23 protein-coding genes are annotated in these 24512 nt (G+C 70.2%); 11 read left to right on the top strand and 12 right to left on the bottom strand.

Translation table 11 applies throughout. The annotated features are described in order from the left end of the window. Positions 1 to 214: 214 nt before the first annotated feature. On the top strand, positions 215 to 1996 hold the full coding sequence (locus IE278_RS08210; RefSeq protein WP_189770256.1) for a hypothetical protein: 1782 nt from the start codon (positions 215 to 217) through the stop codon (positions 1994 to 1996). A gap of 515 nt (positions 1997 to 2511) precedes the next feature. Beyond that, positions 2512 to 3381 carry an AbfB domain-containing protein gene (locus IE278_RS08205; protein WP_189770254.1) on the top strand — a complete coding sequence of 290 codons (870 nt, stop codon included), beginning with the start codon at positions 2512 to 2514 and terminating at the stop codon, positions 3379 to 3381. 85 nt (positions 3382 to 3466) lie between these two features. Here IE278_RS08205 and IE278_RS08200 read toward each other — a convergent pair whose 3' ends face one another. The 8 genes from IE278_RS08200 to IE278_RS08165 form a co-directional block, all read right to left on the bottom strand. Next, positions 3467 to 3799: a metal-sulfur cluster assembly factor gene (locus tag IE278_RS08200; RefSeq protein WP_107017666.1), complete on the bottom strand. Its 333-nt coding sequence runs from the start codon at positions 3797 to 3799 to the stop codon at positions 3467 to 3469. Beyond that, the gene (gene sufU, locus IE278_RS08195; RefSeq protein WP_189770252.1) at positions 3796 to 4263 is read right to left on the bottom strand and encodes a Fe-S cluster assembly sulfur transfer protein SufU; all 468 of its coding nucleotides are present in this window, start codon (positions 4261 to 4263) and stop codon (positions 3796 to 3798) included. The genes IE278_RS08200 and sufU overlap by 4 nt, the downstream gene beginning before the upstream one ends. 15 nt (positions 4264 to 4278) lie before the next feature. Beyond that, positions 4279 to 5535 (bottom strand): cysteine desulfurase, encoded by a 1257-nt coding sequence (locus IE278_RS08190; protein ID WP_189770250.1) that lies wholly within the window; start codon positions 5533 to 5535, stop codon positions 4279 to 4281. Next, a complete protein-coding gene (gene sufC, locus IE278_RS08185) occupies positions 5532 to 6296 on the bottom strand; it encodes a Fe-S cluster assembly ATPase SufC (protein ID WP_107017663.1) in 765 nt (254 codons plus the stop codon). Before sufC ends, IE278_RS08190 begins: the two co-directional genes overlap by 4 nt. 7 nt (positions 6297 to 6303) lie before the next feature. Further along, a complete protein-coding gene (locus IE278_RS08180; protein ID WP_189770248.1) occupies positions 6304 to 6624 on the bottom strand; it encodes a non-heme iron oxygenase ferredoxin subunit in 321 nt (106 codons plus the stop codon). Continuing rightward, positions 6624 to 7802, bottom strand: coding sequence for a Fe-S cluster assembly protein SufD (gene sufD / locus IE278_RS08175; protein WP_189770246.1), 1179 nt, complete (start codon positions 7800 to 7802; stop codon positions 6624 to 6626). Before sufD ends, IE278_RS08180 begins: the two co-directional genes overlap by 1 nt. Before the next feature lie 64 nt (positions 7803 to 7866). Beyond that, on the bottom strand, positions 7867 to 9291 hold the full coding sequence (sufB, locus tag IE278_RS08170) for a Fe-S cluster assembly protein SufB (protein WP_107017660.1): 1425 nt from the start codon (positions 9289 to 9291) through the stop codon (positions 7867 to 7869). Beyond that, positions 9288 to 10076, bottom strand: a complete 789-nt coding sequence (locus tag IE278_RS08165) for a helix-turn-helix transcriptional regulator (RefSeq protein WP_189770244.1) — start codon at positions 10074 to 10076, stop codon at positions 9288 to 9290. Before IE278_RS08165 ends, sufB begins: the two co-directional genes overlap by 4 nt. Before the next feature lie 160 nt (positions 10077 to 10236). Between IE278_RS08165 and IE278_RS08160 the strand changes: the two genes are divergently transcribed. From IE278_RS08160 to IE278_RS08145, 4 genes are all read left to right on the top strand, one after another. Continuing rightward, entirely contained in the window at positions 10237 to 11088 is an 852-nt protein-coding gene (locus tag IE278_RS08160) for an AAC(3) family N-acetyltransferase (RefSeq protein WP_189770242.1), read from the top strand. Between the two features lie 68 nt (positions 11089 to 11156). Then, the gene (locus IE278_RS08155; protein ID WP_189770239.1) at positions 11157 to 12080 is read left to right on the top strand and encodes an ABC transporter ATP-binding protein; all 924 of its coding nucleotides are present in this window, start codon (positions 11157 to 11159) and stop codon (positions 12078 to 12080) included. Then, complete coding sequence (locus IE278_RS08150) at positions 12077 to 12892, top strand: ABC transporter permease (RefSeq protein ID WP_189770237.1); 816 nt, start codon at positions 12077 to 12079, stop codon at positions 12890 to 12892. Before IE278_RS08155 ends, IE278_RS08150 begins: the two co-directional genes overlap by 4 nt. Before the next feature lie 56 nt (positions 12893 to 12948). Beyond that, positions 12949 to 13956 carry a COX15/CtaA family protein gene (locus IE278_RS08145; RefSeq protein WP_189770235.1) on the top strand — a complete coding sequence of 336 codons (1008 nt, stop codon included), beginning with the start codon at positions 12949 to 12951 and terminating at the stop codon, positions 13954 to 13956. Positions 13957 to 13983: 27 nt separating this feature from the next. On the opposite strand, the gene IE278_RS08140 is transcribed toward IE278_RS08145, so the two are convergent. The 4 genes from IE278_RS08140 to IE278_RS08125 all read right to left on the bottom strand — a co-directional run bounded on the left by IE278_RS08140 (position 13984) and on the right by IE278_RS08125 (position 17447). Continuing rightward, the gene (locus tag IE278_RS08140; RefSeq protein WP_189770233.1) at positions 13984 to 14748 is read right to left on the bottom strand and encodes a nucleotidyltransferase; all 765 of its coding nucleotides are present in this window, start codon (positions 14746 to 14748) and stop codon (positions 13984 to 13986) included. Between the two features lie 18 nt (positions 14749 to 14766). Further along, a complete protein-coding gene (locus tag IE278_RS08135; RefSeq protein ID WP_189770231.1) occupies positions 14767 to 15873 on the bottom strand; it encodes an amidohydrolase family protein in 1107 nt (368 codons plus the stop codon). A gap of 105 nt (positions 15874 to 15978) precedes the next feature. Further along, the gene (locus IE278_RS08130; RefSeq protein ID WP_189770229.1) at positions 15979 to 16287 is read right to left on the bottom strand and encodes a hypothetical protein; all 309 of its coding nucleotides are present in this window, start codon (positions 16285 to 16287) and stop codon (positions 15979 to 15981) included. Positions 16288 to 16493: 206 nt separating this feature from the next. Next, positions 16494 to 17447, bottom strand: a complete 954-nt coding sequence (locus tag IE278_RS08125; RefSeq protein WP_189770507.1) for a heme o synthase — start codon at positions 17445 to 17447, stop codon at positions 16494 to 16496. 355 nt (positions 17448 to 17802) lie between these two features. On the opposite strand from IE278_RS08125, the gene tkt reads away from it, so the two are divergent. Genes tkt through pgl form a run of 5 tightly spaced genes read left to right on the top strand, consistent with a single transcriptional unit; the run spans position 17803 to position 24493 of the window. Beyond that, the gene (tkt, locus tag IE278_RS08120) at positions 17803 to 19905 is read left to right on the top strand and encodes a transketolase (protein ID WP_189770227.1); all 2103 of its coding nucleotides are present in this window, start codon (positions 17803 to 17805) and stop codon (positions 19903 to 19905) included. Between the two features lie 47 nt (positions 19906 to 19952). Continuing rightward, positions 19953 to 21071, top strand: a complete 1119-nt coding sequence (tal, locus tag IE278_RS08115) for a transaldolase (protein WP_189770225.1) — start codon at positions 19953 to 19955, stop codon at positions 21069 to 21071. Positions 21072 to 21075: 4 nt separating this feature from the next. Continuing rightward, positions 21076 to 22599 (top strand): glucose-6-phosphate dehydrogenase, encoded by a 1524-nt coding sequence (gene zwf / locus IE278_RS08110; protein WP_189770223.1) that lies wholly within the window; start codon positions 21076 to 21078, stop codon positions 22597 to 22599. Continuing rightward, positions 22596 to 23714, top strand: coding sequence for a glucose-6-phosphate dehydrogenase assembly protein OpcA (gene opcA / locus IE278_RS08105; protein WP_189770220.1), 1119 nt, complete (start codon positions 22596 to 22598; stop codon positions 23712 to 23714). Before zwf ends, opcA begins: the two co-directional genes overlap by 4 nt. Continuing rightward, entirely contained in the window at positions 23711 to 24493 is a 783-nt protein-coding gene (gene pgl / locus IE278_RS08100) for a 6-phosphogluconolactonase (protein WP_189770217.1), read from the top strand. Before opcA ends, pgl begins: the two co-directional genes overlap by 4 nt. The last annotated feature ends 19 nt before the right edge of the window (positions 24494 to 24512 follow it).

Raw genomic sequence — 24512 nt, 5'->3', positions numbered from 1 at the left:
ACGCATCGATACGTACGCCCGTACACAGAACGGGACAGTCCCGCGCAACACCTGTGGAAATCTGCGCGGCACACACCCCTCGTTCGCTCACTTCCCTTATGGCACAAGGAAGTTACCGGTAGGTACCGTGCGGCACGCACCCCCGAGCACCGTCTCCGAGCCACCTCCCCTCCCCCTCACCGCCACTTCCCCTCCCCCTCCGATGGAGAGAACGATGAGCACAGGAGTCCCCCCTCGCCGTGCCCGATGGCCGCGCCCCCTCCTCGCGGGAGCGCTCGCCGTGGCCGCGCTGACCGCGACCCCCTCCGCCGGCGGGACACCCGCCGACGCGGCACCCGTCGACGGGGTCACGGCCGCCGCCGGCACGGCCCGCACCGAGACACCGGTGTCCTCCGCCTCCCCGGTCGCGGGCATCACCGAGACCCAGGTCTCCCTGCGCATCCCGCTGCCCGCCTCCGCGGGCAGCCACCCGGCGCGCTGCGACCGGCTGTCGTACCTGCGCTACCGCTCCTCGGACGGACCGTCGGAGTCGGCCGGTGCCGACCGGATCCTGGTCGCCCAGCCCGGCATCCTGGAGGGCGCGGGCGCCTTCGACAGCGTGGCCCGCAACACGGTGCGGGCGGCGGCCGACCGGGGCGAGCACATCGAGTTCTGGGCCCTGGACCGGCGTTCCAACTGCCTGGAGGACAACGCCGGTGTAGCGACGGGCAGCGTGAGCCGGGCGGTCGGCTACTACTACGAGGGCCAGAAGGTCGACGGCCGCGCCTTCGACGGCTTCCTGACCAGCGATCAGGTCGGCTGGCTCGGTGAGGTCGGTCTGGAGCAGACCGTCCGGGACCAGTACGACCTGCTGACCGCCGAACTGCCCGACCAGCGACTGCGCAAGGAGAAGGTGCTGTGCGGCGGGCACTCGCTCGGCGGGGTGCTCACCGGCGTCTTCTCCACCTGGGACTTCGACGGGAACAGCGCGACGAAGGCGGACGCGGGCTTCAACCAGTGCGCGGGCTACTTCGCCCTGGACACGACGATCGCCGTCGATCTCGGTGATCTGCAAGGCGGTTCGGGCACGCTCGACGGCGGTCTGCTGCCCAGGGGCACGGTCCCGGAGACGGGCCTCGGCTACACCGTCGTACAGGCTGGTCTGCGCTCCGGCGCCCTGCCCCGCTTCCTGGCGCTGCCCGCGGTGATCAACCCGGAGATCATGAACCTGCTCGCGATCAGCGGCCTCGCCGCACGCACCGCGCCCGGCGCCGAGTCGACGCTCCAGGGCTCCCTGCCGGCGAACTCCAACATCGAGACGACGACCCGCACGATGTTCTCGAAGAACGCGGCCGTGTTCCTCAGCGGCAAGCCGACGATCCGCGACTTCCGGCTCACCAACGAGGCCGTCCTCGGCGCCTTCATGGACGACAACGCGGCCCCGCTGTCCTTCATCCAGACCAGCGTGGGCCTCTTCGACGGCGGCCGCCTCGCCGACAAGGACTTCCCCGTCTCGAACGACGTCCAGGGCTCCCCCGCCCTGTTCGGTACGGAGCTGAAGGCGATCCCGGACGAGCCGGGCGGCCCCCTCTACACCTGGCGCGACTTCGACCGGATCGGCGCGCCGGACGACCCGGTGCACCGCTCGGCCGACGGCACGCCGTTCACCACGGCCGCCAAGGAGGTCTCGGACATCGGGGAACTGGCCCGCAGCCTCTCCGAGCAGCCGCTGGACTTCACCGAGGACTACTTCCCGACGAAGCTCGTCACGGACCTCTCCCTGGTGGACGACGCGCGGATCGCCCGGCACATGGCGCATCCCGAAGGCCCGACCGCCCGGCCGGTGATCACCTTCGTCGCCGGTGACGGCATCCTGGCGGACCGCGTCCCCACGGACAAGAACCCCGTCGTGCTCCCCGGCTACCAGCACCTGGACGTCCTCACGGCGGCCCCGGTCCAGAACGGCGGAGGCCGCGAACGGATCGCCACGCTCCTGTCCGCCTTCGGGCGGCGATAGACAGGCCCCGTCCGGCCTGCCGAGGCTCCGCCCACCGGCCCCGTCCGGTCGGCCGAAGCCCCACCCACCGGCCCCGTCCACCGGCCCCGTCCGGCGGGCCGAGGCCCCGACCGCCGACCCCGCTCACCGGCTCCGTACGCGTTAGGCCCTGAGAGGAAATCTTCCGGCCGTACCGGAAGTTCCCCTTCGGCGCCCGGGCTTCCCCCTCGGGCGCCGAAACCCCCTCCTCAGGGCCCTGATCTCGAATCCTTAAGCCTTGAACTATCTTTCCCGGCCGCCGAGTCCGGAGCCCGCCGCCAACTCGTCCGCGAGCGGCGCCAGTTCGGGCAGAAACCGCTCTCAGGAACGCTTACTCGACCCGCACGAGTTCCACTAATGTTCCCCTCGTCGCGCACACGGACCGCCCGGCCATGGCCGTCCCGTGTGCCCGCGGCCTCCGCCTCCTCATGCTCCTCATGTGCCACGACCACTGACCGAACCGCGTCCGCCATCGGCGACGCCGGGGGGAACCGCGCATGCCCGAAAGAAACACCGAGTCCGCTCCCGACCCGTCCCCCCACCTGCCGAAGGTGTGGGAGACCGGCGAGACCCTGGACCAGACCCCCATACCCGGCACCCGTCGGCTCTGGCTGGCCGGAGCACTGCTGCTGGCGGTACTCGCCTCCACGGTGACCGCGGTCACCGTGCTGGACGAGGACAGGGGGACCTCGCCGAAGGACCGGACGGAGAACACCGCCGCGAAGGACGAGCCGCTGGTCGCCGCTCCGCCCGTCGCCGCCACCGCTCCCAGCGGGAAGAGCGGGCTGGCCGCCCCCTCGCCCTCCGCGAGCACCCCGGACGGCTCCGCGTCGCCCGCGCGCCAGCAGGGCGGCGCCGACACCGACCCCGTACCGAAGCCGTCGGCGTCGAAGTCGAAGGCCCCCTCCGGCGGCAAGCCTCCGGCGTCCGAGCCCTCGTCCTCGCGGAAGTCCGTCCAGGCGGTCAACTACCCCGACCGCTACTGGCGTCTCGACCACGACTCCGTGCGGCTCGACCGGGTGGACTCCCGCAACTCCTCCCGGGCCGGGCAGGATGCCTCCTTCACGCTCGTCCCCGGACTCGCCGACGCCGGCTGCGTCTCGTTCTCGCTGGGGAACGGCCGCTATCTGCGGCACTCGCAGTTCCGGTTGCGCGCCGACCGCCACGACGGCTCCGAGCTGTTCAAGAAGGACGCCACCTTCTGCCCGCGCCCCTCCGCGTTCTCCGACGCCGTCATGCTGGAGTCGGTCAACTACCGCGGCCGCTTCCTGCGCCACCGCGACTTCCGGCTGCGCCTGGACCCGTACGAGAACAGCCGCATCTACCGGGCCGACTCGGCGTTCCGCCTGGTCAAGGGCGTGGGCTGAGCCGCACAGCAAGCAGCCGACGCACCACGCACGCGGCCCCCGGCGCAATCGCCGGGGGCCGCACACCTACGCGTAGAAAACGGGCTCAGACGTTGAAGCCCAGCGCACGGAGCTGGTCACGGCCGTCGTCCGTGATCTTGTCCGGGCCCCACGGCGGCATCCACACCCAGTTGATGCGGAGCTCGTTCACGATGCCGTCCGTGGCGGACTTGGCCTGGTCCTCGATGACGTCGGTGAGCGGACACGCCGCCGACGTCAGGGTCATGTCGATCGTCGCGATGTTCGCGTCGTCGATGTGGATCCCGTAGATCAGTCCGAGGTTGACGACGTCGATGCCCAGCTCGGGGTCGACGACGTCGTACAGCGCCTCACGGACTTCCTCTTCGGAGGCCGGTTTCATCTCGATGGTCTCGCTCATGCCGTCTTCCTCTCGGCGCCGGCCTCGCCCAGGGCCTGGGCCGTCGCGTCCTTCCAGGCCATCCAGCTCAGCAGCGCGCACTTCACACGGGCGGGGTACTTGGAGACCCCGGCGAACGCGACCGCGTCCTCCAGGACCTCCTCCATGGCGTCGTCCGGCTCGATCCGGCCCTTGGACTGCATCAGCTCCAGGAAGGTCTCCTGGATCTTCTGCGCGTCGGCCAGCTCCCTGCCCACGAGCAGCTCGTTCAGCACGGAGGCGGAGGCCTGGCTGATGGAGCAGCCCTGGCCCTCGTACGAGACGTCGCTGATCGTGGTGCCGTCGTACTTGACGCGCAGTGTGATCTCGTCGCCGCACGTCGGGTTGACGTGGTGCACCTCGGCGTCGCCGTCCCGGAGACCGCGCCCGTGGGGGTGCTTGTAGTGGTCCAGGATGACTTCCTGGTACATCGAATCAAGCCTCACGACTCAGCCAGCTCCTCAGCCGAAGAAGTTCCGTACGTGCTCCAGTCCGTCGACCAGTGCGTCGATCTCGGCCGGCGTGGAGTACAGATAGAACGACGCTCGTGTGGTCGCAGGAATTCCGTACCGCAGGCAGACCGGCCGTGCGCAGTGGTGTCCGACCCGGACCGCGATGCCCTGTTCGTCGAGAACCTGACCCACGTCGTGCGGGTGGATGTCACCCAGCGTGAACGAGATCGCCGCGCCGCGGTCCTCGGCGGTCGTCGGGCCGATGATGCGCAGGCCCGGGACCTCGGAGAACCGCTTCACCGCGTACTCGGTGAGCGCGTGCTCATGGGCGAGGATCTTGTCCATGCCGATCGCGTTCAGGTAGTCGATGGCAGCGCCGAGACCGACCGCCTGGGCGATCGGCGGGGTGCCCGCCTCGAACTTGTGCGGGGCGGGAGCGTACGTCGACGAGTGCATCGACACCGTCTCGATCATCTCGCCGCCGCCGAGGAACGGGGGCAGGTCCTCCAGCAGCTCCTGGCGGCCCCAGAGGACGCCGATGCCGGTCGGGCCGCACATCTTGTGGCCGGTGAACGCCACGAAGTCGGCCTGGAGGGCCTGTACGTCCAGCGGCATGTGCGGGGCGGCCTGGGAGGCGTCGATGCAGACCAGCGCGCCGACCTCCTGCGCACGGCGCACTATCGCCTCGACCGGGTTGACCGTGCCCAGGATGTTCGACACCAGCACGAAGGAGACGATCTTCGTCTTCTCGGTGATGATCTCGTCGATGTTGGACAGGTCGAGCCGGCCGTCGTCGGTGAGGCCGAACCACTTCAGCTTCGCGCCCGTGCGCTGCGCGAGCAGCTGCCACGGCACGATGTTGGAGTGGTGCTCCATCTCCGTGATGACGATCTCGGTCTCGTGGTCGACGCGGTAGGGCTCGTCGGCCCAGCCGAGCATGTTGGCCACGAGGTTGAGCGACTCGGAGGCGTTCTTCGTGAAGATGACCTCGTCGCGGCTCGGCGCGTTGATGAACGCGGCGACCTTGTCCCGCGCGCCTTCGTACAGCGCCGTGGCCTCCTCCGCGAGCACATGCACACCGCGGTGGACGTTGGCGTTGTACTGCTCGTAGTAGCCACTGAGTGCGTCCAGCACCTGGCGCGGCTTCTGCGAGGTCGCCGCGTTGTCCAGGTACACGAGCTTCTTGCCGTCATGGACCTGCCGGTCCAGGATGGGGAAGTCCTTGCGGATCGCCTCGGTGTCGAGGAGGCCCGACAGCTGCGTCACGCGGATGCGCCACCCTTCACGTACTTGTCGTAGCCCTCGGCCTCGAGCTGGTCGGCGAGCTCGGCGCCGCCGGACTCGGCGATACGGCCGTTCGCGAACACGTGCACGTGGTCGGGCTTGATGTAGCGCAGGATGCGCGTGTAGTGCGTGATCAGCAGGGTGCCGACCTCGCCGCTCTCACGGACGCGGTTGACGCCCTCGGAGACGACGCGCAGGGCGTCGACGTCCAGACCGGAGTCGGTCTCGTCGAGGATCGCGATCTTCGGCTTGAGCAGCTCCAGCTGAAGGATCTCGTGGCGCTTCTTCTCGCCGCCGGAGAAGCCCTCGTTCACGTTGCGCTCGGCGAAGGCCGGGTCCATGTTCAGCCGCTGCATGGCCTCCTTGACCTCCTTGACCCACAGGCGGAGCTTGGGGGCCTCGCCGCGGATCGCGGTGGCGGAGGTGCGCAGGAAGTTGGAGACGGAGACACCGGGCACCTCGACCGGGTACTGCATCGCCAGGAACAGGCCCGCGCGGGCGCGCTCGTCGACGGACATCTCCAGGACGTCCTCGCCGTCGAGGGTGACGGTGCCGCCGGTGATCGTGTACTTCGGGTGTCCCGCGAGCGAGTAGGCGAGAGTCGACTTGCCGGAGCCGTTCGGGCCCATGATGGCGTGCGTCTCGCCCTGCTTCACGGTGAGGTCGACGCCCTTGAGGATCTCCTTCGTGGCGTTGTCGGCCTCGACGGTGACGTGCAGGTCGTGGATTTCAAGCGTTGCCATGGGTTCCTCAGGACTCCTGGGTGAGGGAGACGAGCACGTCGTCCCCTTCGATCTTTACGGGGTATACGGGGACGGGGCGCGTCGCGGGAAGGCCGGACGGCTTGCCGGTTCTGAGGTCGAACGCGGAGCCGTGCAGCCAGCACTCGATCTGACAGTCCTCCACCTCGCCCTCGGAGAGCGAGACGTTCGCGTGCGAGCAGATGTCGTTGATCGCGAACACCTCGCCCTCGGTGCGCACGACCGAGACCGGCGTGCCGTCGAGTTCCACCCGTTTCGGGGTGTCCTCCTCCAGCTCGCTCAGTCCGCAGGCGCGTCGGAAGGCAGTCATCAGACGGACGCCTCCAGCTCCTCGTCGATCCTGGCGAGAAGGCGTTCCTGGATGTCGGGGACGCGGATCTGCTGGACCAGCTCGGCGAAGAAGCCGCGGACCACCAGACGGCGGGCCTCGTCGGCCGGGATGCCACGCGCCATCAGGTAGAAGAGCTGCTCGTCGTCGAAGCGGCCGGTCGCCGAAGCGTGTCCGGCGCCGACGATCTCGCCGGTCTCGATCTCCAGGTTCGGCACGGAGTCGACCCGGGCACCGTCGGTCAGAACCAGGTTGCGGTTCATCTCGTAGGTGTCCGTGCCCTCGGCGGTGGCCTCGATGAGGACGTCGCCGATCCACACCGCGTGGGCGCCGTCGCCCTGGAGCGCGCCCTTGTAGGCGACGTTCGACTTGCAGTGCGGGGTGTTGTGGTCGACCAGGAGGCGGTGCTCCTGGTGCTGGCCGGCGTCCGTGAAGTACAGGCCGAACAGCTCGGCCTCGCCGCCGGGGCCCGCGTAGGCGACCCGCGGGTGGAGGCGTACGAGGTCGCCGCCGAAGGTGACCACGAAGGACTTGAAGGTGGCGTCACGGCCGATCAGCGCGTTGTGCTGGCCGACGTGGACGGCCTTGTCGTCCCAGTCCTGGACGGAGACGACGGTGAGCTTGGCGCCGTCGCCCAGGACGTAGTCGACGTTGGCGGCCAGGACCGCGTCACCGGTGTGGTCGATGACGACGACGGCCTCGGCGAAGGCTCCCAGCTCGATGACCTGGTGGCCGTAGGCGACACCGCCCGCGCCGTGCACGGCGATGCGGATCGGCTCGGTGAGGACCGTCTCCTTGGGGACGGTCACGACACCGGCCTTCTCGAACGCCGAGTAGGCCTGGGCGGCGACGCGGTCGACCGGGGTCGCCCGGCCGAGCCGCGCGTCGTCACGGCCGACGGTCTCGACCGTGACGCCCTCGGGCGCCTCGATGTCGACCTTCACGCCGTCGCCGGTGGCGACCGCGGTGCCGTCGTGCAGCCCGCGCAGGCGCTCCAGCGGGGTGAACCGCCACTCCTCCTCACGGCCGTGGGGGACGGGGAAGTCCGCCACGTCGAAGGACGGGGGCGCGCTCATGCGCGTGGCGACGGTCGACTCGGCGGCCACCGCGATCTGGCCGGCGGTCGTACTGCCCACCGGGATGTTCTGAGCCTCAGCCATGGCTGTGGGTCTGCTCTCTTCCTACGTCTACGTCAGAAATCTGGCGACTGCTTCGGGGCGGGTCTTAACCGACCGCGCCTTCCATCTGCAGCTCGATCAGCCGGTTGAGCTCCAGGGCGTACTCCATGGGCAGCTCCTTCGCGATGGGCTCGACGAAGCCGCGCACGATCATGGCCATCGCCTCGAACTCGGAGAGACCGCGGCTCATCAGGTAGAAGAGCTGGTCGTCGGAGACCTTGGAGACGGTCGCCTCGTGGCCCATGGACACGTCGTCCTCGCGGACGTCCACGTAGGGGTACGTGTCCGAGCGGGAGATGGTGTCGACGAGCAGCGCGTCGCAGAGCACGTTCGACTTGGAGCCGTGGGCGCCCTCACCGATCTCGACGAGACCGCGGTAGGACGTACGGCCGCCGCCGCGCGCCACGGACTTCGACACGATGTTCGAGGACGTGTTCGGCGCCATGTGGACCATCTTGGAGCCGGCGTCCTGGTGCTGGCCCTCGCCCGCGAAGGCGATGGACAGGGTCTCGCCCTTGGCGTGCTCGCCCATCAGGTAGACGGCCGGGTACTTCATGGTGACCTTGGAGCCGATGTTGCCGTCGATCCACTCCATGGTCGCGCCCTCGTACGCCACGGCGCGCTTGGTGACCAGGTTGTAGACGTTGTTCGACCAGTTCTGGATGGTCGTGTAACGGCAGCGGCCACCCTTCTTGACGATGATCTCGACGACCGCGGAGTGCAGCGAGTCCGACTTGTAGATCGGGGCGGTGCAGCCCTCGACGTAGTGCACGTAGGCACCCTCGTCGACGATGATCAGGGTCCGCTCGAACTGGCCCATGTTCTCCGTGTTGATACGGAAGTAGGCCTGGAGCGGGATCTCGACGTGGACGCCCTTGGGCACGTAGATGAACGAGCCGCCGGACCACACCGCGGAGTTCAGCGACGCGAACTTGTTGTCGCCGACCGGGATGACGGTGCCGAAGTACTCCTTGAAGAGCTCCGGGTGCTCCTTCAGCGCGGTGTCGGTGTCCATGAAGATGACACCCTGCGCCTCCAGCTCCTCGTTGATCTGGTGGTAGACGACCTCGGACTCGTACTGGGCCGCGACACCGGCGACGAGGCGCTGCTTCTCCGCCTCGGGGATGCCGAGCTTGTCGTACGTGTTCTTGATGTCCTCGGGCAGGTCCTCCCACGACTGGGCCTGCTTCTCCGTGGACCGCACGAAGTACTTGATGTTGTCGAAGTCGATGCCCGACAGGTCCGAGCCCCAGTTCGGCATGGGCTTCTTGCCGAACAGGCGCAGGCCCTTGAGACGGAGGTTGGTCATCCACTCCGGCTCGTTCTTCTTCGCGGAGATGTCCCGGACGACGTGTTCGTTGATACCGCGCTTGGCAGAGGCACCAGCCACGTCGGAGTCGGCCCAGCCGTATTCGTAGTTGCCCAGACCCTCGAGCTCGGGGTGGGCGGTCTCCTCGATGGGGAGCGTCATGCGGGGTTCCTCCCGGCGGTACTTACGGATGCGTTATCGGTGGTCTTGGCAGGCGTGGAAACTGGTGGAGCCTTGGAAATCTGCGGGGCGTGGGAATTCTTGGGGATAAAGGTCGTGCAGACGCCGTCGCCGTGGGCGATGGTCGCCAGCCGCTGCACGTGAGTACCCAGCAGCTGGGAGAAGAACTCGGTCTCCGCTTCGCACAGCTGCGGAAACTGCTCGGCGACATGGGCTACCGGGCAGTGGTGCTGGCAGAGCTGCTCACCGACCGGTGCGCTGCGCGCCGTAGCAGCGTACCCGTCCGCGCTCAGGGCCTTGGCCAGGGCTTCGGCTCGCTTCTCCGGCGCGGCGGACTCGACGGCCTCGCGGTAGGCACCGGCCTGGGCGGCCATCCGGGCGCGGGCGAAGGCGACGAGCGCCCCCTCCCCGCCCTCGCGCTCGGCGATCCAGCGCAGGGCGTCCGCGGCGAGCTTGTCGTAGGACTGGTCGAAGGCGTCCCGGCCGCAGTCGGTCAGGGCGAACACCTTGGCGGGCCGGCCGCGCGTACGAGCGCCGTAGACCCGCTGTTCGCGGGGCTCCACGACGTCGTCGGAGACGAGGGCGTCGAGGTGGCGGCGGACGGCCGCCTGGGTCAGCCCCAGGCGTCCGGCGAGATCGGCGACGGTCGACGGGCCGTGGTCCAGGATGGATCGCGCGACCCGGTTGCGCGTGGAGCGCTCCCCGGTCGCGAGTTCCTCCTGAGGGGCCCCCGTGGGGGTCTCCTGAGCCTCGCCGACGTTTTTCACAACACCATTGTTGCGTAATTCCTCAGAGACTGACAAGCCGTGTCCACGCCCGAGGGGGTGCGGTGCATCACTTAGGTAAACCTAATCTGACCTGCGGGAACGATCTTTGATCGATCAATTCGGTGGCACGGCCGGGGGCCGTCGGCAAGACTGGCGAACCATGCCGACACCCCCTCCCACCGGCCCTCTCGTCACGCGCGCCACCCTCGCCGCGGACCTGAGCGCACTGGGCGTACGCCCCGGCGAGACGCTCCTCGTACATTCGTCACTCCGTTCCCTCGGATGGGTCAACGGCGGCGCGGTCGCCGTCGTCCAGGGGCTCCTGGACGCCCTCGGCCCCGACGGCACACTCGTGGTCCCCACCCAGTCCGGCCACCTCTCCGACCCGGCCCTGTGGAGCAGCCCGCCCGTGCCCGAGGAGTGGTGGCCGACGATCCGCGCCACGATGCCCGCGTACGACCCGCTCGTGACGCCCTCGCGCGGGGTGGGCGTGGTCCCGGAGACCCTGCGCTGCTGGCCCGGCGCCCTGCGCAGCGCGCACCCGCAGACCTCCTTCGCGGCCGTCGGCCCGGCCGCCGGGGCGATCGTCGAGGGCCACGCGCCGGACTGCCGGCTGGGCGAGCGCAGCCCGCTGGCGCGCCTGGAGGAGAGGGGCGCCCGGGTCCTGCTGCTCGGCGCGGGCTACGACTCCTGCACCGGCTTCCACCTCGCCGAGTACCGGATACCCGCACCCCGCGTCGAGGTGGGACGGCCCGTCCTCACGCCGGAGGGGCCCCGCTGGGAGACGGTCACGGAGGTCGCGATCAGCTCGGACGAGTTCGACACCCTGGGCGCCGACTTCGAACGGGACCGTCCCGTCGTACGGGGCCGGGTGGGCGCGGCCGACACACGGCTGTTCCCGCTGGTGGACGCGGTGGCCTACGCGCAGCGGTGGCTCGCGACGCACCGCTCGCGCGAGGAGTGGATCACCAATGACGTGTCCGTCCCGCGCACCGTCCCGGGCCGCTCGTGACGCGCCCCGCCCGTCGGCACCCACCCGGCCGTCCCTAGACTTGGCGACCATGCGAAGTGAGGCCGCCCATGCGAAGTGACCCCGTCGTCCAGGTCAGCGGTCTGGTGAAGCGTTACGGCGGGAAGACCGCCGTGGACGGCCTGGATCTGGTGGCCCGGGCGGGCATCACGGCCGTACTCGGACCCAACGGCGCGGGCAAGACGACCACCGTCGAGAGCTGCGAGGGATACCGGCGCCCCGACTCCGGAACGGTCCGGGTGCTCGGCCTGGACCCGGTGCGCGAGGCCTCGGCCCTGCGCCCCCGGATCGGCGTGATGCTCCAGTCCGGCGGCGTCTACTCCGGCGCCCGCGCCGACGAGATGCTGCGGCACATGGCCGCACTGCACGCGCATCCGCTGGACGTGGACGCGCTGATCGAACGCCTGGGCCTCGGCAGCTGCGGCCGGACCACCTACCGGCGGCTGTCGGGCGGCCAGCAGCAGCGGCTCGCGCTCGCCATGGCCGTCGTCGGGCGCCCCGAACTGGTCTTCCTGGACGAGCCGACGGCTGGCCTCGACCCGCAGGCGCGCCGGGCCACCTGGGAACTCGTACGCGAGCTGCGCGCCGACGGCGTCTCGGTGATCCTGACCACGCACCACATGGACGAGGCCGAGCAGCTCGCCGACGACGTGGCGATCATCGACGCCGGCCGGGTCATCGCCCAGGGCTCCCCCGAGGAGCTGTGCCGCGGCGGCGCCGAGAACACCCTGCGGTTCGGCGGGCGCCCCGGCCTGGACGTGGCCTCCCTCCTCAAGGCCCTCCCGGCGGACTCCACGGCGGCCGAGCTGACCCCGGGCTCGTACCGGGTGGGCGGCAAGATCGACCCGCAGCTGCTCGCCACGGTCACCAGCTGGTGCGCCCAGCACGGGGTGATGCCGGAGAAGATCTCCGTGGAGCGGCACACCCTGGAGGACGTCTTCCTGGAGCTGACCGGTAAGGAGCTGCGCGGATGAGCGCGGAAACGACGGGCCCGGGGCCGTCGGCGGACGCCCGGTCGACGGCCGCGGGCACCTACGCGCCGAAGCCCGGCGCGGCCCCGCTGCCCCGCATGATCGTGACGCAGGCGGCGCTGGAGACGAGGATGCTGCTGCGCAACGGCGAGCAGCTGCTGCTGACGGTGATCATCCCGACGCTGCTGCTCGTGCTGTTCAGCGCGGTGGACATCGTCGACACGGGCGACGGCGAGGCCGTCGACTTCCTGGCACCCGGGATCCTCGCGCTGGCCGTGATGTCGACCGCGTTCACCGGTCAGGCGATCGCCACGGGCTTCGAGCGGCGCTACGGCGTGCTGAAGCGGCTCGCGGTCTCGCCGCTGCCCCGCTGGGGCCTGATGACGGCCAAGACGCTCTCCGTGCTGGTCACGGAGATCCTCCAGGTGGTCCTGGTGACGGTGATCGCCCTCGCGCTGGGCTGGTCCCCGCACGGCAACCCCTTCGCGGTGCTGCTCCTGCTCGTCCTGGGCACGGCGGCGTTCTCGGGGCTCGGTCTGCTGATGGCGGGGACGCTGAAGGCGGAGGCCACGCTGGCCGCCGCGAACCTGGTCTTCCTGCTGCTGCTCATCGGCGGCGGCGTGATCGTCCCGCTGGACAAGTTCCCGCAGGGAGCGCAGGACGTCCTCGGTCTGCTGCCCATCTCGGCCCTCTCGGAGGGCCTGCGGGACGTGCTCCAGCACGGGGCCGGGATGCCCTGGGGCAACCTCGGGATCCTGGCCGTGTGGGCCGTCGTGGGCCTGGCGGCGGCCGGGAGGTTCTTCCGCTGGGAGTGACGGCACGCGGCGGTCCGGAGGGGCCTCGTGAACGCGTGCACAAGCGGCCCCCTACGATGGAGCCCGTGCCAAACGTGACCCGAGCGGACGCCGCTCAAGCCGTGCGCAACCCGCTCGCCTTCATCGCAGGGCGCTGGACCCCCTCACCCCGGACGGTCCGGCGCGCCGCTCTCGCCGCGCTCGTCATGGCGGTACTGATCGTGGTCACCGGTGGTGCCGTCCGGCTGACCGGCTCGGGCCTCGGCTGCCCGACCTGGCCCAAGTGCACCGACGACTCGCTCACCACGACGAGCGCGATGGGCGTGCACGGCGTCATCGAGTTCGGCAACCGCATGCTGACGTACGTCCTGTGCGCCGCCGTCGGCTGGGCGATCATCGCCGCGCGTTCGCAGAAGCCGTACCGCCGCAGCCTCACCCGGCTCGGCTGGACGCAGTTCTGGGTCGTCATGAGCAACGCGGTCCTCGGCGGGATCGTCGTCCTCGTGGGCCTGAACCCGTACACGGTCGCCGCCCACTTCCTCCTGTCCACCGCGCTGATCGCCGTCGCCACGGTGATGTGGCAGCGCACCCGGGAGGGTGACGACTCACCCCGCCCGCTGGTCGGCAAGCCGGTGCGGCAGCTGGGCTGGATCCTGGTCGCCGCCACCGTCCTGCTGATCGCGGTGGGCACGGTCGTGACCGGCGCCGGCCCGCACGCGGGTGACTCCAGCGAGGTCCACCGCATTCCGCTGAACTGGGAGAACGTCACCAAGCTGCACGCCGTCCTGGCCTGGATCGTGGTGACGCTGGCCTTCGCCCTGTGGTTCGTCCTGAAGGCCGTCGACGCGCCCCGCGGCCCCCTGCACCGCACCCGCGACCTCTTCCTGGTGCTCCTCGCGCAGGGCGCCATCGGCTACGTCCAGTACTTCACCGACCTGCCGGAGGTCCTGGTCGGCCTCCACATGTTCGGCTCCTGCCTGGTGTGGATCGCCACGCTCCGCGTCCTGCTGGCACTGCGGGAACGCCCGGAGACCGTGGCGGACCTGCCGGGCCAGTCGACGGAGTCGGCCCTGAGCCGCACCTGACCGACCCGTCACGGGCACGGACACGGGTCACCCGTACGCGGCCACCAGCCGGTCGATCGCCGGGCCGAGGTATTCCCTGGTCAGCTGCCCTCTGCGGGCCGTCCACCCCTGGGCAGGCGCGGGCGCCTCCGGCTCGTCGTACCGGCGCCGTCTGATGTCCGCGACCACCTCGACGGGCGCGCCCAGATCGGGCAGCAGGTCCAGGGCCTCGCGCTTGGTGATCAGCCGCCCGTCCTTCACCGTGGTCGCGGCACGCGCGTGGGTGGTCATCCCGACGTCGACCCAGGCGTCCTCGGTCCAGTTGGCGACGCGGTCCACCTCGCGTCGCCAGAAGTCCCGCTGGTCCCGCACGACGAACGCGGCGAGTTCGTCGTCCGTCACCGGCGGCAGCAGGGTGTCGGGCCGCTCGCCTGACAGCACCAGCCCGAAGGCGTGCAGCTCGCGCCGGGTCACCGGCGTGACGGGCCGCGCGAAGAGCTGCTGATGCGCCCAGGTGAGGTGCCGCCGCCCGGGATCGGCGGCGGTGGCGGGCGTCAGATAGCTGCAGTGCAGCTTGGCGACGAGCGGTTCGTCGCGCAGGCGGGCGTGCAGCCGGGCCACCCGCCAGACCGTCCTCGCGGTGATCGGGCCTTCCAGGACGGCGATCAGGTCCAGGTCGCTGCGGCCCTCCTGGTAGTCGTCACCGCCCTCGGAGCCGAGCGAACCGTGGGCCCACACGGCCAGGGGGTCGAGGTCGCGCAGTTCGGTGCGGAAGCGGTCGAGGAGCCGGTCGGTCGCGTCGCTGCGAGTCATACGTACAGTCTGTACACCTCACTCCACCCCGTACACCCGCTTCGCGTTGCCCGCCGCGATCAGTCCCGCCACCCGCTGTGCGTCGCCCGGCGACCAGGCGCCCTCGGCCACCCAGGCGCCCAGTACCCGGGCGAGCGCCTCGCGGAAGAGACGTGCGCCGACCACATGGAGTTCGGGCAGTCCATGGGCCCCGCTGGAGAAGAGGAGCTTGCCGAACGGGGCGAGTTCCAGGATCTCCGAGAGCACGCCCGCCGCCCGCGCGCCGGTCCGCACGAGCGCCGCGCCCAGATCGGCGTACACATGCGGGAACACCCCGGCGAGATGCGCCGCGTGCCGGTGGTACGGGTAGCCGTGCAGCAGGACCAGATCGGTGCCGAGCCCGGCCGTCGCGCGGGCGAAGTCGGTGAGCAGGACGGGGTCGGTGCGGTCGATACGCAGTCCCGGCTCGCCGAGCCCCGCGTGCAACTGGAGCGGCCGGCCGGAGGCGACGGCGATCCACAGCAGGTGTCTGAGCAGCACCGGGTCGCTCAGCGCGCCGCCCACCCGGCGGCCCGCCAGCCAGCGGCCGGCCGCGCCCCGCACCTCGCCGGGTCCCGGCGGTTCGGGCGCGAGCGCCAGTCCGTGCCGTACGCCCGCCACCGACGTGAAGGCCACGGCGGTCGCGGCGGCCCCGTGCACCGACTCGGCGAGGTTGGCGAGGAACGACTCGACGGTGCCGGAGGTGTCGGCGACCTGCTCGGCGAGGAGTTCGAGACGGACGATCTCGTGGGCGTCGGCGGCTCCCGTGGAGGCCATCTCGCCGGGTCCGGTCAGATCGCCCGGCAGCCCGGTGTCGACCAGATACGTCGTGATGCCGCTCCCCCGCAGCAGCTTGCGCCCCGCCTCCAGGACACCGAGCTCCCGGCGGCGCGCCAGGTAGTGGGCGGGCGGACAGTGGGGTTCGAGGCCGAGCAGCGGGGGGCACCAGCGGCGTACGGCGAAGCCGGTCTGGGTGTCGAAGAAGGTGGTGCCGGCGGCGGGCAGGCCCTCGCCGCGGGCCAGGTGGGCCTCGAAGGTGCCGAGGCCCAGCTCCGTCCGCAGCACGCCGTGGCAGTACTGGTCCACCAGCGACGGCGTTTCGATCATCCGGACCTCCCCCACGTGTGGCTCCGCCTGGCCGCAGGGCTTAACGGGGGAGGTACGTCCGGGGGTGCGGGTGCGTCGTGGCCGGCCGCGCCCCTTCGGACGCGGTCAGCCGTTGCTGGGGCCGCCCAGCTGGATGCCCGCCATGCGGGTCCACTCGTACGGGCCCGTCCTGACCTTGTTGGCGAAGTCGCCGTCGAAGTCCTCGTGGACGGTGATGCCGGACTGCTTCACGGCTTCCTCGGCGAGGGCGTAGGTGGGGGCCACGAGGTCGCCCCACTCACCGTCCTCCCCCACGAGGACGATCCGGGCACCCTTCTGCCCGAGATACGCGATCTGCCCCTCGGCCCCGCCATGAGCCTCGGCGAACGAGGAGATCTGCTTGGCGAGCTTCGCCGTCTGCTTGATGTCTGCCATGCCCAGATGCTACCGACGGGTAGCCAGACTGCGCTTCCGGGGGCGCCCCTAAGGGGCGCGGGGAACGGCGCAGTCTTTATGTCTTTAGGGGCGCGGGGAACGGCGCAGTCTTTGTTTTTCTGGGGGCGCGGGGAACTGCGCGGGCAACCCCCACCGGCCGGCCGGCCGACAACGCACCTCAGCCGCCCCGACAGAAAGACCGCGCGTCAGCGCAGGAAGGGGTCCACAGCCACGGCCACGAAGAGCAGCGACACGTAAGTGATCGACCAGTGGAACAGCCGCATCTCCTTCAGCTTCGCCCCCACGGCCCCACCCTTGGCCCGCGACTGCAGCCCGTGTGCCTCCCAGAGCCAGAACCCCCCGGTCACCACGGCCACCACGGTGTAGAACCACCCCGTGTAGCCGAGCGGGGTGAGCAGCAGGGAGACCCCGACCATGGCCCAGCTGTAGAGGACGATCTGCCGCGCGACGACCTTGTTGGAGGCGACGACCGGCAGCATCGGCACGCCCACGCGCGCGTAGTCCTCGCGCACCTTCATGGACAGCGGCCAGTAGTGCGGCGGCGTCCAGAAGAACATGACGAGGAAGAGGATGACCGGCGCCCACGACATGGAGTTCGTGACGGACGACCAGCCGATGAGGACGGGCAGACAGCCGGCGATCCCGCCCCAGACGATGTTCTGCGACGTACGCCGTTTGAGGATCATCGTGTAGACGACGACGTAGAAGAGGAGGGCTCCGAGCGACAGCCAGGCCGACAGCCAGTTGACGGTCAGCCCGAACAGGAGCGTGGACACCACGGCGAGCGTGATGCCGAAGGCCAGGCACTCACGGGGGCTCACCATGCCGGTGACCAGTGGGCGCTGCGACGTACGTTCCATGAGCGCGTCGATGTCGCGGTCGATGTACATGTTCAGCGCGTTGGCGCCACCGGCGGAGAGGTAGCCGCCGAGGCAGGTGAGGAGCACCAGCTTCAGGTCGGGCACCCCCTGCTGCGCCAGGAACATCACCGGCACGGTGGTGATCAGCAGCAGTTCGATGATCCGTGGCTTCGTGAGAGCGACGAACGCCTTGACCCGGGCCCCGAACGGCCGGTGGTTCGTGCCCTGACTCGTCCCGAGCACTCCCGCTGGACGGGATTCAACGGCCGTCACGCACACCCCTGACAGAGACATCCCAGCGAGCCCCGGGTGTGAACTCCCGGTAAAGGCTCGCGCGTACCACGCCACTGTAGACGTTGCCCAGACCCCGGCCCTCGCGGGGGTCAGGTCGTGTTGAAAGGGCCCCGCGAAGGACTGATCGGCCGCGGATTGAGCAGTCGGATGAGCGGCTCCGTATTCACTTGCCGAATACGGAACCCGCCGGTCGGGAGGCGGAAGAGGACAAGTCCCGGCAGTCTGGAATGACTCGAAAAAATGCGCGTTGCCACGGGGGTAGGCTCGACAGCGAGCCGGTGGGCGCCACGTGCACCGGCATTCGACATGTGCAACATGTGGAGAGGAGCCCTGACCCAGGGTGAGCACCAAGCCGACCACAACAGACATCGAGTGGACCGAATTGGACCAGCGGGCGGTCGACACCGCCCGCATCCTGGCCGCCGACGCCGTACAGAAGGTCGGTAACGGCCATCCGGGTACGGCGATGAGTCTGGCACCCGCCGCGTACACCCTCTTCCAGAAGGTGATGCGGCACGACCCGGCGGACGCCGACTGGACCGGCCGCGACCGCTTCGTGCTGTCCGCCGGCCATTCGTCCCTGACTCTCTACACGCAGCTGTACCTGGCCGGCTTCGGCCTGGAGCTGGACGACCTGAAGTCGTTCAGGACGTGGGGTTCGAAGACCCCCGGACACCCCGAGTACGGGCACACCACCGGTGTGGAGACGACGACCGGGCCGCTCGGCCAGGGTGTCGCCAACGCGGTGGGCATGGCGATGGCCGCCCGCTACGAGCGTGGTCTGTTCGACCCGGAGGCGGCCCCCGGCACCTCCCCGTTCGACCACTTCATCTTCGCGATCGCCGGTGACGGCTGCCTCCAGGAGGGCATCTCCGGCGAGGCGTCCTCGATGGCGGGCCACCAGAAGCTCGGCAACCTGGTCCTGCTGTGGGACGACAACCACATCTCGATCGAGGGCGACACCGAGACGGCCGTCTCCGAGGACACCGCCAAGCGGTACGAGGCCTACGGCTGGCACGTCCAGCGCGTGGAGCCGAAGGAGAACGGCGACCTCGACCCGGTCGCCCTGTACGCGGCGATCGAGGCCGCGAAGGCGGTCACGGACAAGCCGTCGTTCATCGCGATGCGCTCGATCATCGCCTGGCCCGCCCCGAACGCGCAGAACACCGAGGCCGCGCACGGCTCGGCGCTCGGCGACGACGAGGTCGCGGCCACCAAGCGGGTCCTCGGCTTCGACCCGGAGAAGTCCTTCGAGGTCGCCGACGAGGTGCTGGCGCACGCGCGCAAGGCGCTCGACCGCGGCCGTGAGGCCAAGGCCGAGTGGGAGAAGGGCTTCGCCGCGTGGCGGACCGCCAACCCGGAGCGCGCCGCCGAGTTCGACCGCATCGCCGCGGGCGAGCTGCCGGCCGGCTGGGAGGAGAAGCTCCCCGTCTTCGAGACCGGCAAGGGTGTCGCCACCCGTGCCGCGTCCGGCAAGGTCCTCCAGGCCCTCGGCGCGGTCATCCCCGAGCTGTGGGGCGGCTCCGCCGACCTCGCGGGCTCGAACAACACGACGATCGACAAGACGTCGTCGTTCCTCCCGGCGGACAACCCGCTGCCGGAGGCAAACCCGTACGGCCGCACGATCCACTTCGGTATCCGCGAGCACTCCATGGCCGCGGAGATGAACGGCATCGCGCTGCACGGCAACACCCGTATCTACGGCGGCACCTTCCTGGTGTTCTCCGACTACATGCGCAACGCCGTGCGTCTGTCCGCGCTGATGCACCTGCCGGTGACGTACGTGTGGACGCACGACTCCATCGGTCTGGGCGAGGACGGCCCGACCCACCAGCCGGTCGAGCACCTGGCCTCGCTGCGCGCCATCCCGGGCCTGAACGTCGTGCGCCCGGCCGACGCCAACGAGACCGCGATCGCGTGGCGCGAGATCCTGCGCCGCTACACGAAGGTCTTCGGCAAGGGCAACCCGCACGGTCTCGCGCTGACCCGCCAGGGTGTTCCGACGTACGACGCCAACGAGGACGTCACGAAGGGCGCTTACGTGCTCTTCGAGGCCGAGGGGTCCGACGGGCAGAGCGCCGAGCCCGAGGTCATCCTCCTTGCCACCGGCTCCGAGGTCCATGTGGCCGTAGAGGCGCGTGAGCAGCTCCAGGCCGCCGGCACCCCGACGCGGGTCGTGTCCGTGCCGTGCGTGGAGTGGTTCGACGAGCAGGACCAGGGGTACCGGGACTCGGTGCTTCCCCCGTCCGTGAAGGCGCGGGTCGCGGTCGAGGCCGGTATCGGTCTGACCTGGCACCGCTTCGTCGGGGACGCGGGCCGCATCGTTTCCCTGGAGCACTTCGGTGCTTCGGCCGACGGCAAGGTCCTCTTCCAGGAGTTCGGCTTCACTGCCGAGAACGTCGCGAACGTCGCCAAGGAATCGATCGCCGCAGCCCAGCGCTGACGCTGACAGCTGACGCTGACATACGACACGTAGGAGATGCATTTTCCATGACAGACGCACTCAAGCGCCTCTCCGAGGAGGGCGTCGCGATCTGGCTGGACGACCTGTCGCGCAAGCGGATCACGTCCGGCAACCTCGCCGAACTGATCGACCAGCAGCACGTCGTGGGCGTCACCACCAACCCGTCGATCTTCCAGAAGGCGATCTCGCAGGGCGACGGCTACGACCAGCAGCTCTCCGACCTCGCCGCCCGCAGGGTCACGGTCGAAGAGGCCATCCGCATGATCACGACGGCGGACGTCCGTGACGCCGCCGACATCCTGCGTCCGGTCTTCGACGCGACGCAGGGGCAGGACGGCCGGGTCTCGATCGAGGTCGACCCGCGCCTCGCGCACAACACCAAGTCGACCGTCGCCGAGGCCAAGCAGCTCGCCTGGCTCGTCGACCGGCCGAACACGCTCATCAAGATCCCGGCGACCATGGCGGGCCTGCCCGCGATCACCGAGACGATCGCGCGCGGCATCAGCGTCAACGTCACGCTGATCTTCTCCCTTGAGCGCTACCGCCTGGTCATGGACGCGTACCTGTCGGGTCTGGAGAAGGCCAAGGCCGCCGGCCTCGACCTCTCCAAGATCCACTCCGTGGCGTCGTTCTTCGTGTCCCGGGTGGACGCCGAGATCGACAAGCGGCTTGACGCGCTGGGCACCGACGAGGCCAAGGCCGCCCGCGGCAAGGCCGGTCTCGCCAACGCGCGGCTCGCCTACCAGGCGTACGAGGAGGTCTTCGCCTCGGACCGCTGGGCCGCCCTGGACAAGGCGCAGGCCAACAAGCAGCGTCCGCTGTGGGCCTCGACCGGCGTCAAGGACCCGGCCTACAAGGACACCCTGTACGTCGAGGACCTGGTCGCGCCGAACACGGTGAACACCATGCCGGAGGCGACCCTGTTCGCCACCGAGGACCACGGGAACATCACCGGCGACACCGTCACCGGTACGTACGAGCAGGCCCGCGCCGAACTCGACGCGGTCGAGAAGCTCGGCATCTCGTACGACGAAGTGGTCCAGCTTCTGGAGGACGAGGGCGTCGAGAAGTTCGAGGGCGCCTGGAACGACCTGCTCAAGTCGACCGAGGCGGAGCTCCAGCGCCTCGCCCCCTCGGAGGGCTGAAATCTTGTCAAGCAGCAATCCGCTGCGTGACCCGGCGGACCGACGGCTCCCGCGTATCGCGGGGCCGTCGGGCCTCGTCATCTTCGGGGTCACGGGCGATTTGTCCCGTAAAAAGCTCATGCCTGCTGTTTATGACCTTGCCAACCGCGGCCTGCTGCCGCCGGGCTTCTCCCTCGTCGGCTTCGCGCGCCGCGAATGGGAGAACGAGGACTTCGCCCAGGAGGTCCACGACGCCGTCAAGGAACACGCCCGCACGCCGTTCCGTGAGGAGGTCTGGCAGCAGCTCGTCCAGGGGATGCGCTTCGTCCAGGGCACCTTCGACGACGACGACGCGTTCGAGCGGCTGCGCGACACCATCGGGGAGCTGGACAAGGCACAGGGCACGGGCGGCAACTTCGCCTTCTACCTGTCCGTGCCGCCGTCCGCGTTCCCGGTGGTCATCCAGCAGCTGAAGAAGCACGGCCTCGCCGACCAGACGGGCGGCTCCTGGCGGCGCGCGGTCATCGAGAAGCCGTTCGGCCACGACCTCAAGTCGGCCGAGGACCTGAACACCACCGTCGAAGAGGTCTTCGCCCCGGACCAGGTCTTCCGCATCGACCACTACCTGGGCAAGGAGACGGTCCAGAACATCCTGGCGCTGCGCTTCGCGAACCAGATGTTCGAGCCGATCTGGAACCGGTCGTACGTCGACCACGTACAGATCACGATGGCCGAGGACATCGGCATCGGCGGCCGGGCCGGCTACTACGACGGCATCGGCGCCGCCCGTGACGTCATCCAGAACCACCTGCTCCAGCTGATGGCCCTCACTGCCATGGAGGAGCCCGCCTCCTTCGACGCGGACGCGCTCGCCGCCGAGAAGACCAAGGTGCTGGGCGCGGTCAGGCTGCCCGCCGACCTGGGCGCGAACACGGTCCGCGGCCAGTACGCCGAGGGCTGGCAGGGCGGCGAGAAGGCCGTCGGCTACCTCCAGGAAGACGGCATCGACCCGAAGTCGAAGACCGACACCTACGCGGCGATCAAGGTCGAGGTGGACAACCGCCGCTGGGCGGGCGTCCCCTTCTACCTCCGTACCGGCAAGCGCCTGGGCCGCCGGGTCACCGAGATCGCCGTCGTCTTCCAGCGTGCCCCGCACTCCCCCTTCGACCACACGGCCACGGAGGAGCTGGGCCAGAACGCGATCGTCTTCCGCGTCCAGCCCGACGAGGGCATCACGGTCCGCTTCGGCTCCAAGGTGCCCGGCACCTCCATGGAGATCCGGGACGTCTCGATGGACTTCGCGTACGGCGAGTCGTTCACGGAGTCGAGCCCCGAGGCGTACGAGAGGCTGATCCTCGACGTCCTCCTCGGCGACTCGAACCTCTTCCCGCGCACCGAGGAGGTCGAGCTGTCCTGGAAGATCCTCGACCCGATCGAGGAGTACTGGGACAAGCACGGCAAGCCCGCGCAGTACCAGTCGGGCACGTGGGGGCCCGTCGAGGCCGACGAAATGCTCGAGCGAGACGGACGGAGCTGGCGTCGGCCATGAAGATAGATCTCACGGACACCACGGCCAGCAAGATCAACAAGGCGCTCGTCAAGGGCCGCCGGGCGATCGGCACCCCGGCCGTCGGCATGGTGCTCACCCTCGTCATCGTCACCGACGAGGAGAACGCCTACGACGCCCTCAAGGCCGCCGACGACGCCTCGATGGAGCACCCCTCACGCACCCTCGTCGTCATCAAGCGGGTCTCGCGCTCACCCCGCGACCGCACGAAGTCACGGCTGGACGCCGAGGTACGGGTCGGCGCGGACGCGGGCACCGGTGAGACGGTCATCCTGCGCCTGTACGGCGAGGTCTCGGACCACGCCCAGTCCGTCGTCCTGCCCCTGCTGCTGCCGGACGCCCCGGTGGTGGTCTGGTGGTCGGCGGACGCGCCCCGCGACCCCGCCGACGACCCGCTGGGCGCCCTCGGCCAGCGCCGGGTCACCGACAGCTACGCGGCGGAGAAGCCCGTCGAGGAGCTGAAGGCCCGCGCCGAGAGCTACGAGCCGGGCGACACCGACCTGGCCTGGGCCCGGATCACCCCGTGGCGTTCCATGCTGGCCGCCGCCCTCGACCAGGTCGACTGCGAGGTCGTCTCCGTCGAGGTGGCGGGCGAGGAGGCCAACCCGAGCGTCGAACTGCTCGCCATGTGGCTGGCCGACCGCCTCCACGTGCACGTCCGTCGTGCCGTGTCCGCCGGTCCCGGTCTGACCCAGGTCCGCCTGGAGACGACCGGCGGCCCCATCACCCTGCACCGCTCGGACGGGGCGATGGCCACGCTGGCGCTGCCCGGCCAGCCGGACCGCGCGGTGGCGCTCAAGCGCCGCGAGACGTCCGAGCTGCTCGCGGAGGAACTGCGCCGGCTCGACCCGGACGACACGTACGCGTCCGCGCTGCGGTTCGGCGTGGACCGGCTGGGCGGCATCCAGTCGGCCTCGCAGCGGCCGGAGGCGGCCACGTGGACGCCGGGCGAACTTCCCGTCCGCCCGGTGCACGACTCCTCGGAGCAGGCCGCGAAGCCGGCCGGGGCATCGGCTTCGGCTTCGGCAGGCGAGGGGGACTCGGGGCGCCCCACCCCCGCCCAGATGCCCCCGGTCAAGAAGGCGGACCCGCAGTGAGCACTCCCCAGCTGGTCGTCCACCGCGACAAGGAACTGATGGCCCAGGCCGCCGCGGCCCGGCTCATCACGAAGGTCGTGGACGCGCAGGCCTCCCGCGGTCACGCCTCGGTCGTACTGACCGGTGGCCGCAACGGCAACGGCCTGCTGGCCGCGCTCGCGGCGGCGCCCGCGCGGGACGCCGTCGACTGGAGCCGGCTCGACCTGTGGTGGGGCGACGAGCGGTTCCTGCCCGAGGGCGACCCCGAGCGGAACGTCACCCAGGCCCGCGAGGCACTCCTCGACTCGGTACCGCTGGACCCGAAGCGCGTGCACGCCATGCCCGCGTCGGACGGCCCCTGGGGGTCCGACGTGGACGCGGCGGCGGAGGCCTACGCGGCGGAACTCGCCGCGGCGGCCGTGCCGGAGAACCACGGTCAGGTCCCCTCCTTCGACGTGCTGATGCTCGGCGTCGGACCGGACACGCATGTCGCGTCCCTCTTCCCCGAGCTGCCCGCTGTCCGTGAGACGGAGCGGACGGTGGTGGGGGTGCGCGGTGCGCCCAAGCCGCCGCCTGTGCGTGTCACGCTCACGCTGCCCGCGATCCGGGCGGCGCGGGAGGTGTGGTTGCTCGCCGCGGGTGAGGACAAGGCGGAGGCTGCGGCGATCGCGCTCTCCGGTGCGGGGGAGGTTCAGGCGCCGGCGGCCGGGGCGCAGGGCCGGGCCCGCACGCTGTGGCTCCTGGACGTGGCGGCTGCGTCCCAGCTGCCGCGCGCCCTGTACCCCCCGGCTTCCCCCTGACGGGCGGGGGCGGCAGGGC

This window comes from Streptomyces tauricus (assembly GCF_014650955.1).
GTDB lineage: Bacteria > Actinomycetota > Actinomycetes > Streptomycetales > Streptomycetaceae > Streptomyces > Streptomyces tauricus.
Note: the sequence above shows the minus strand (reverse complement) of the source record. Positions and strands in the feature narration are given on the sequence as shown.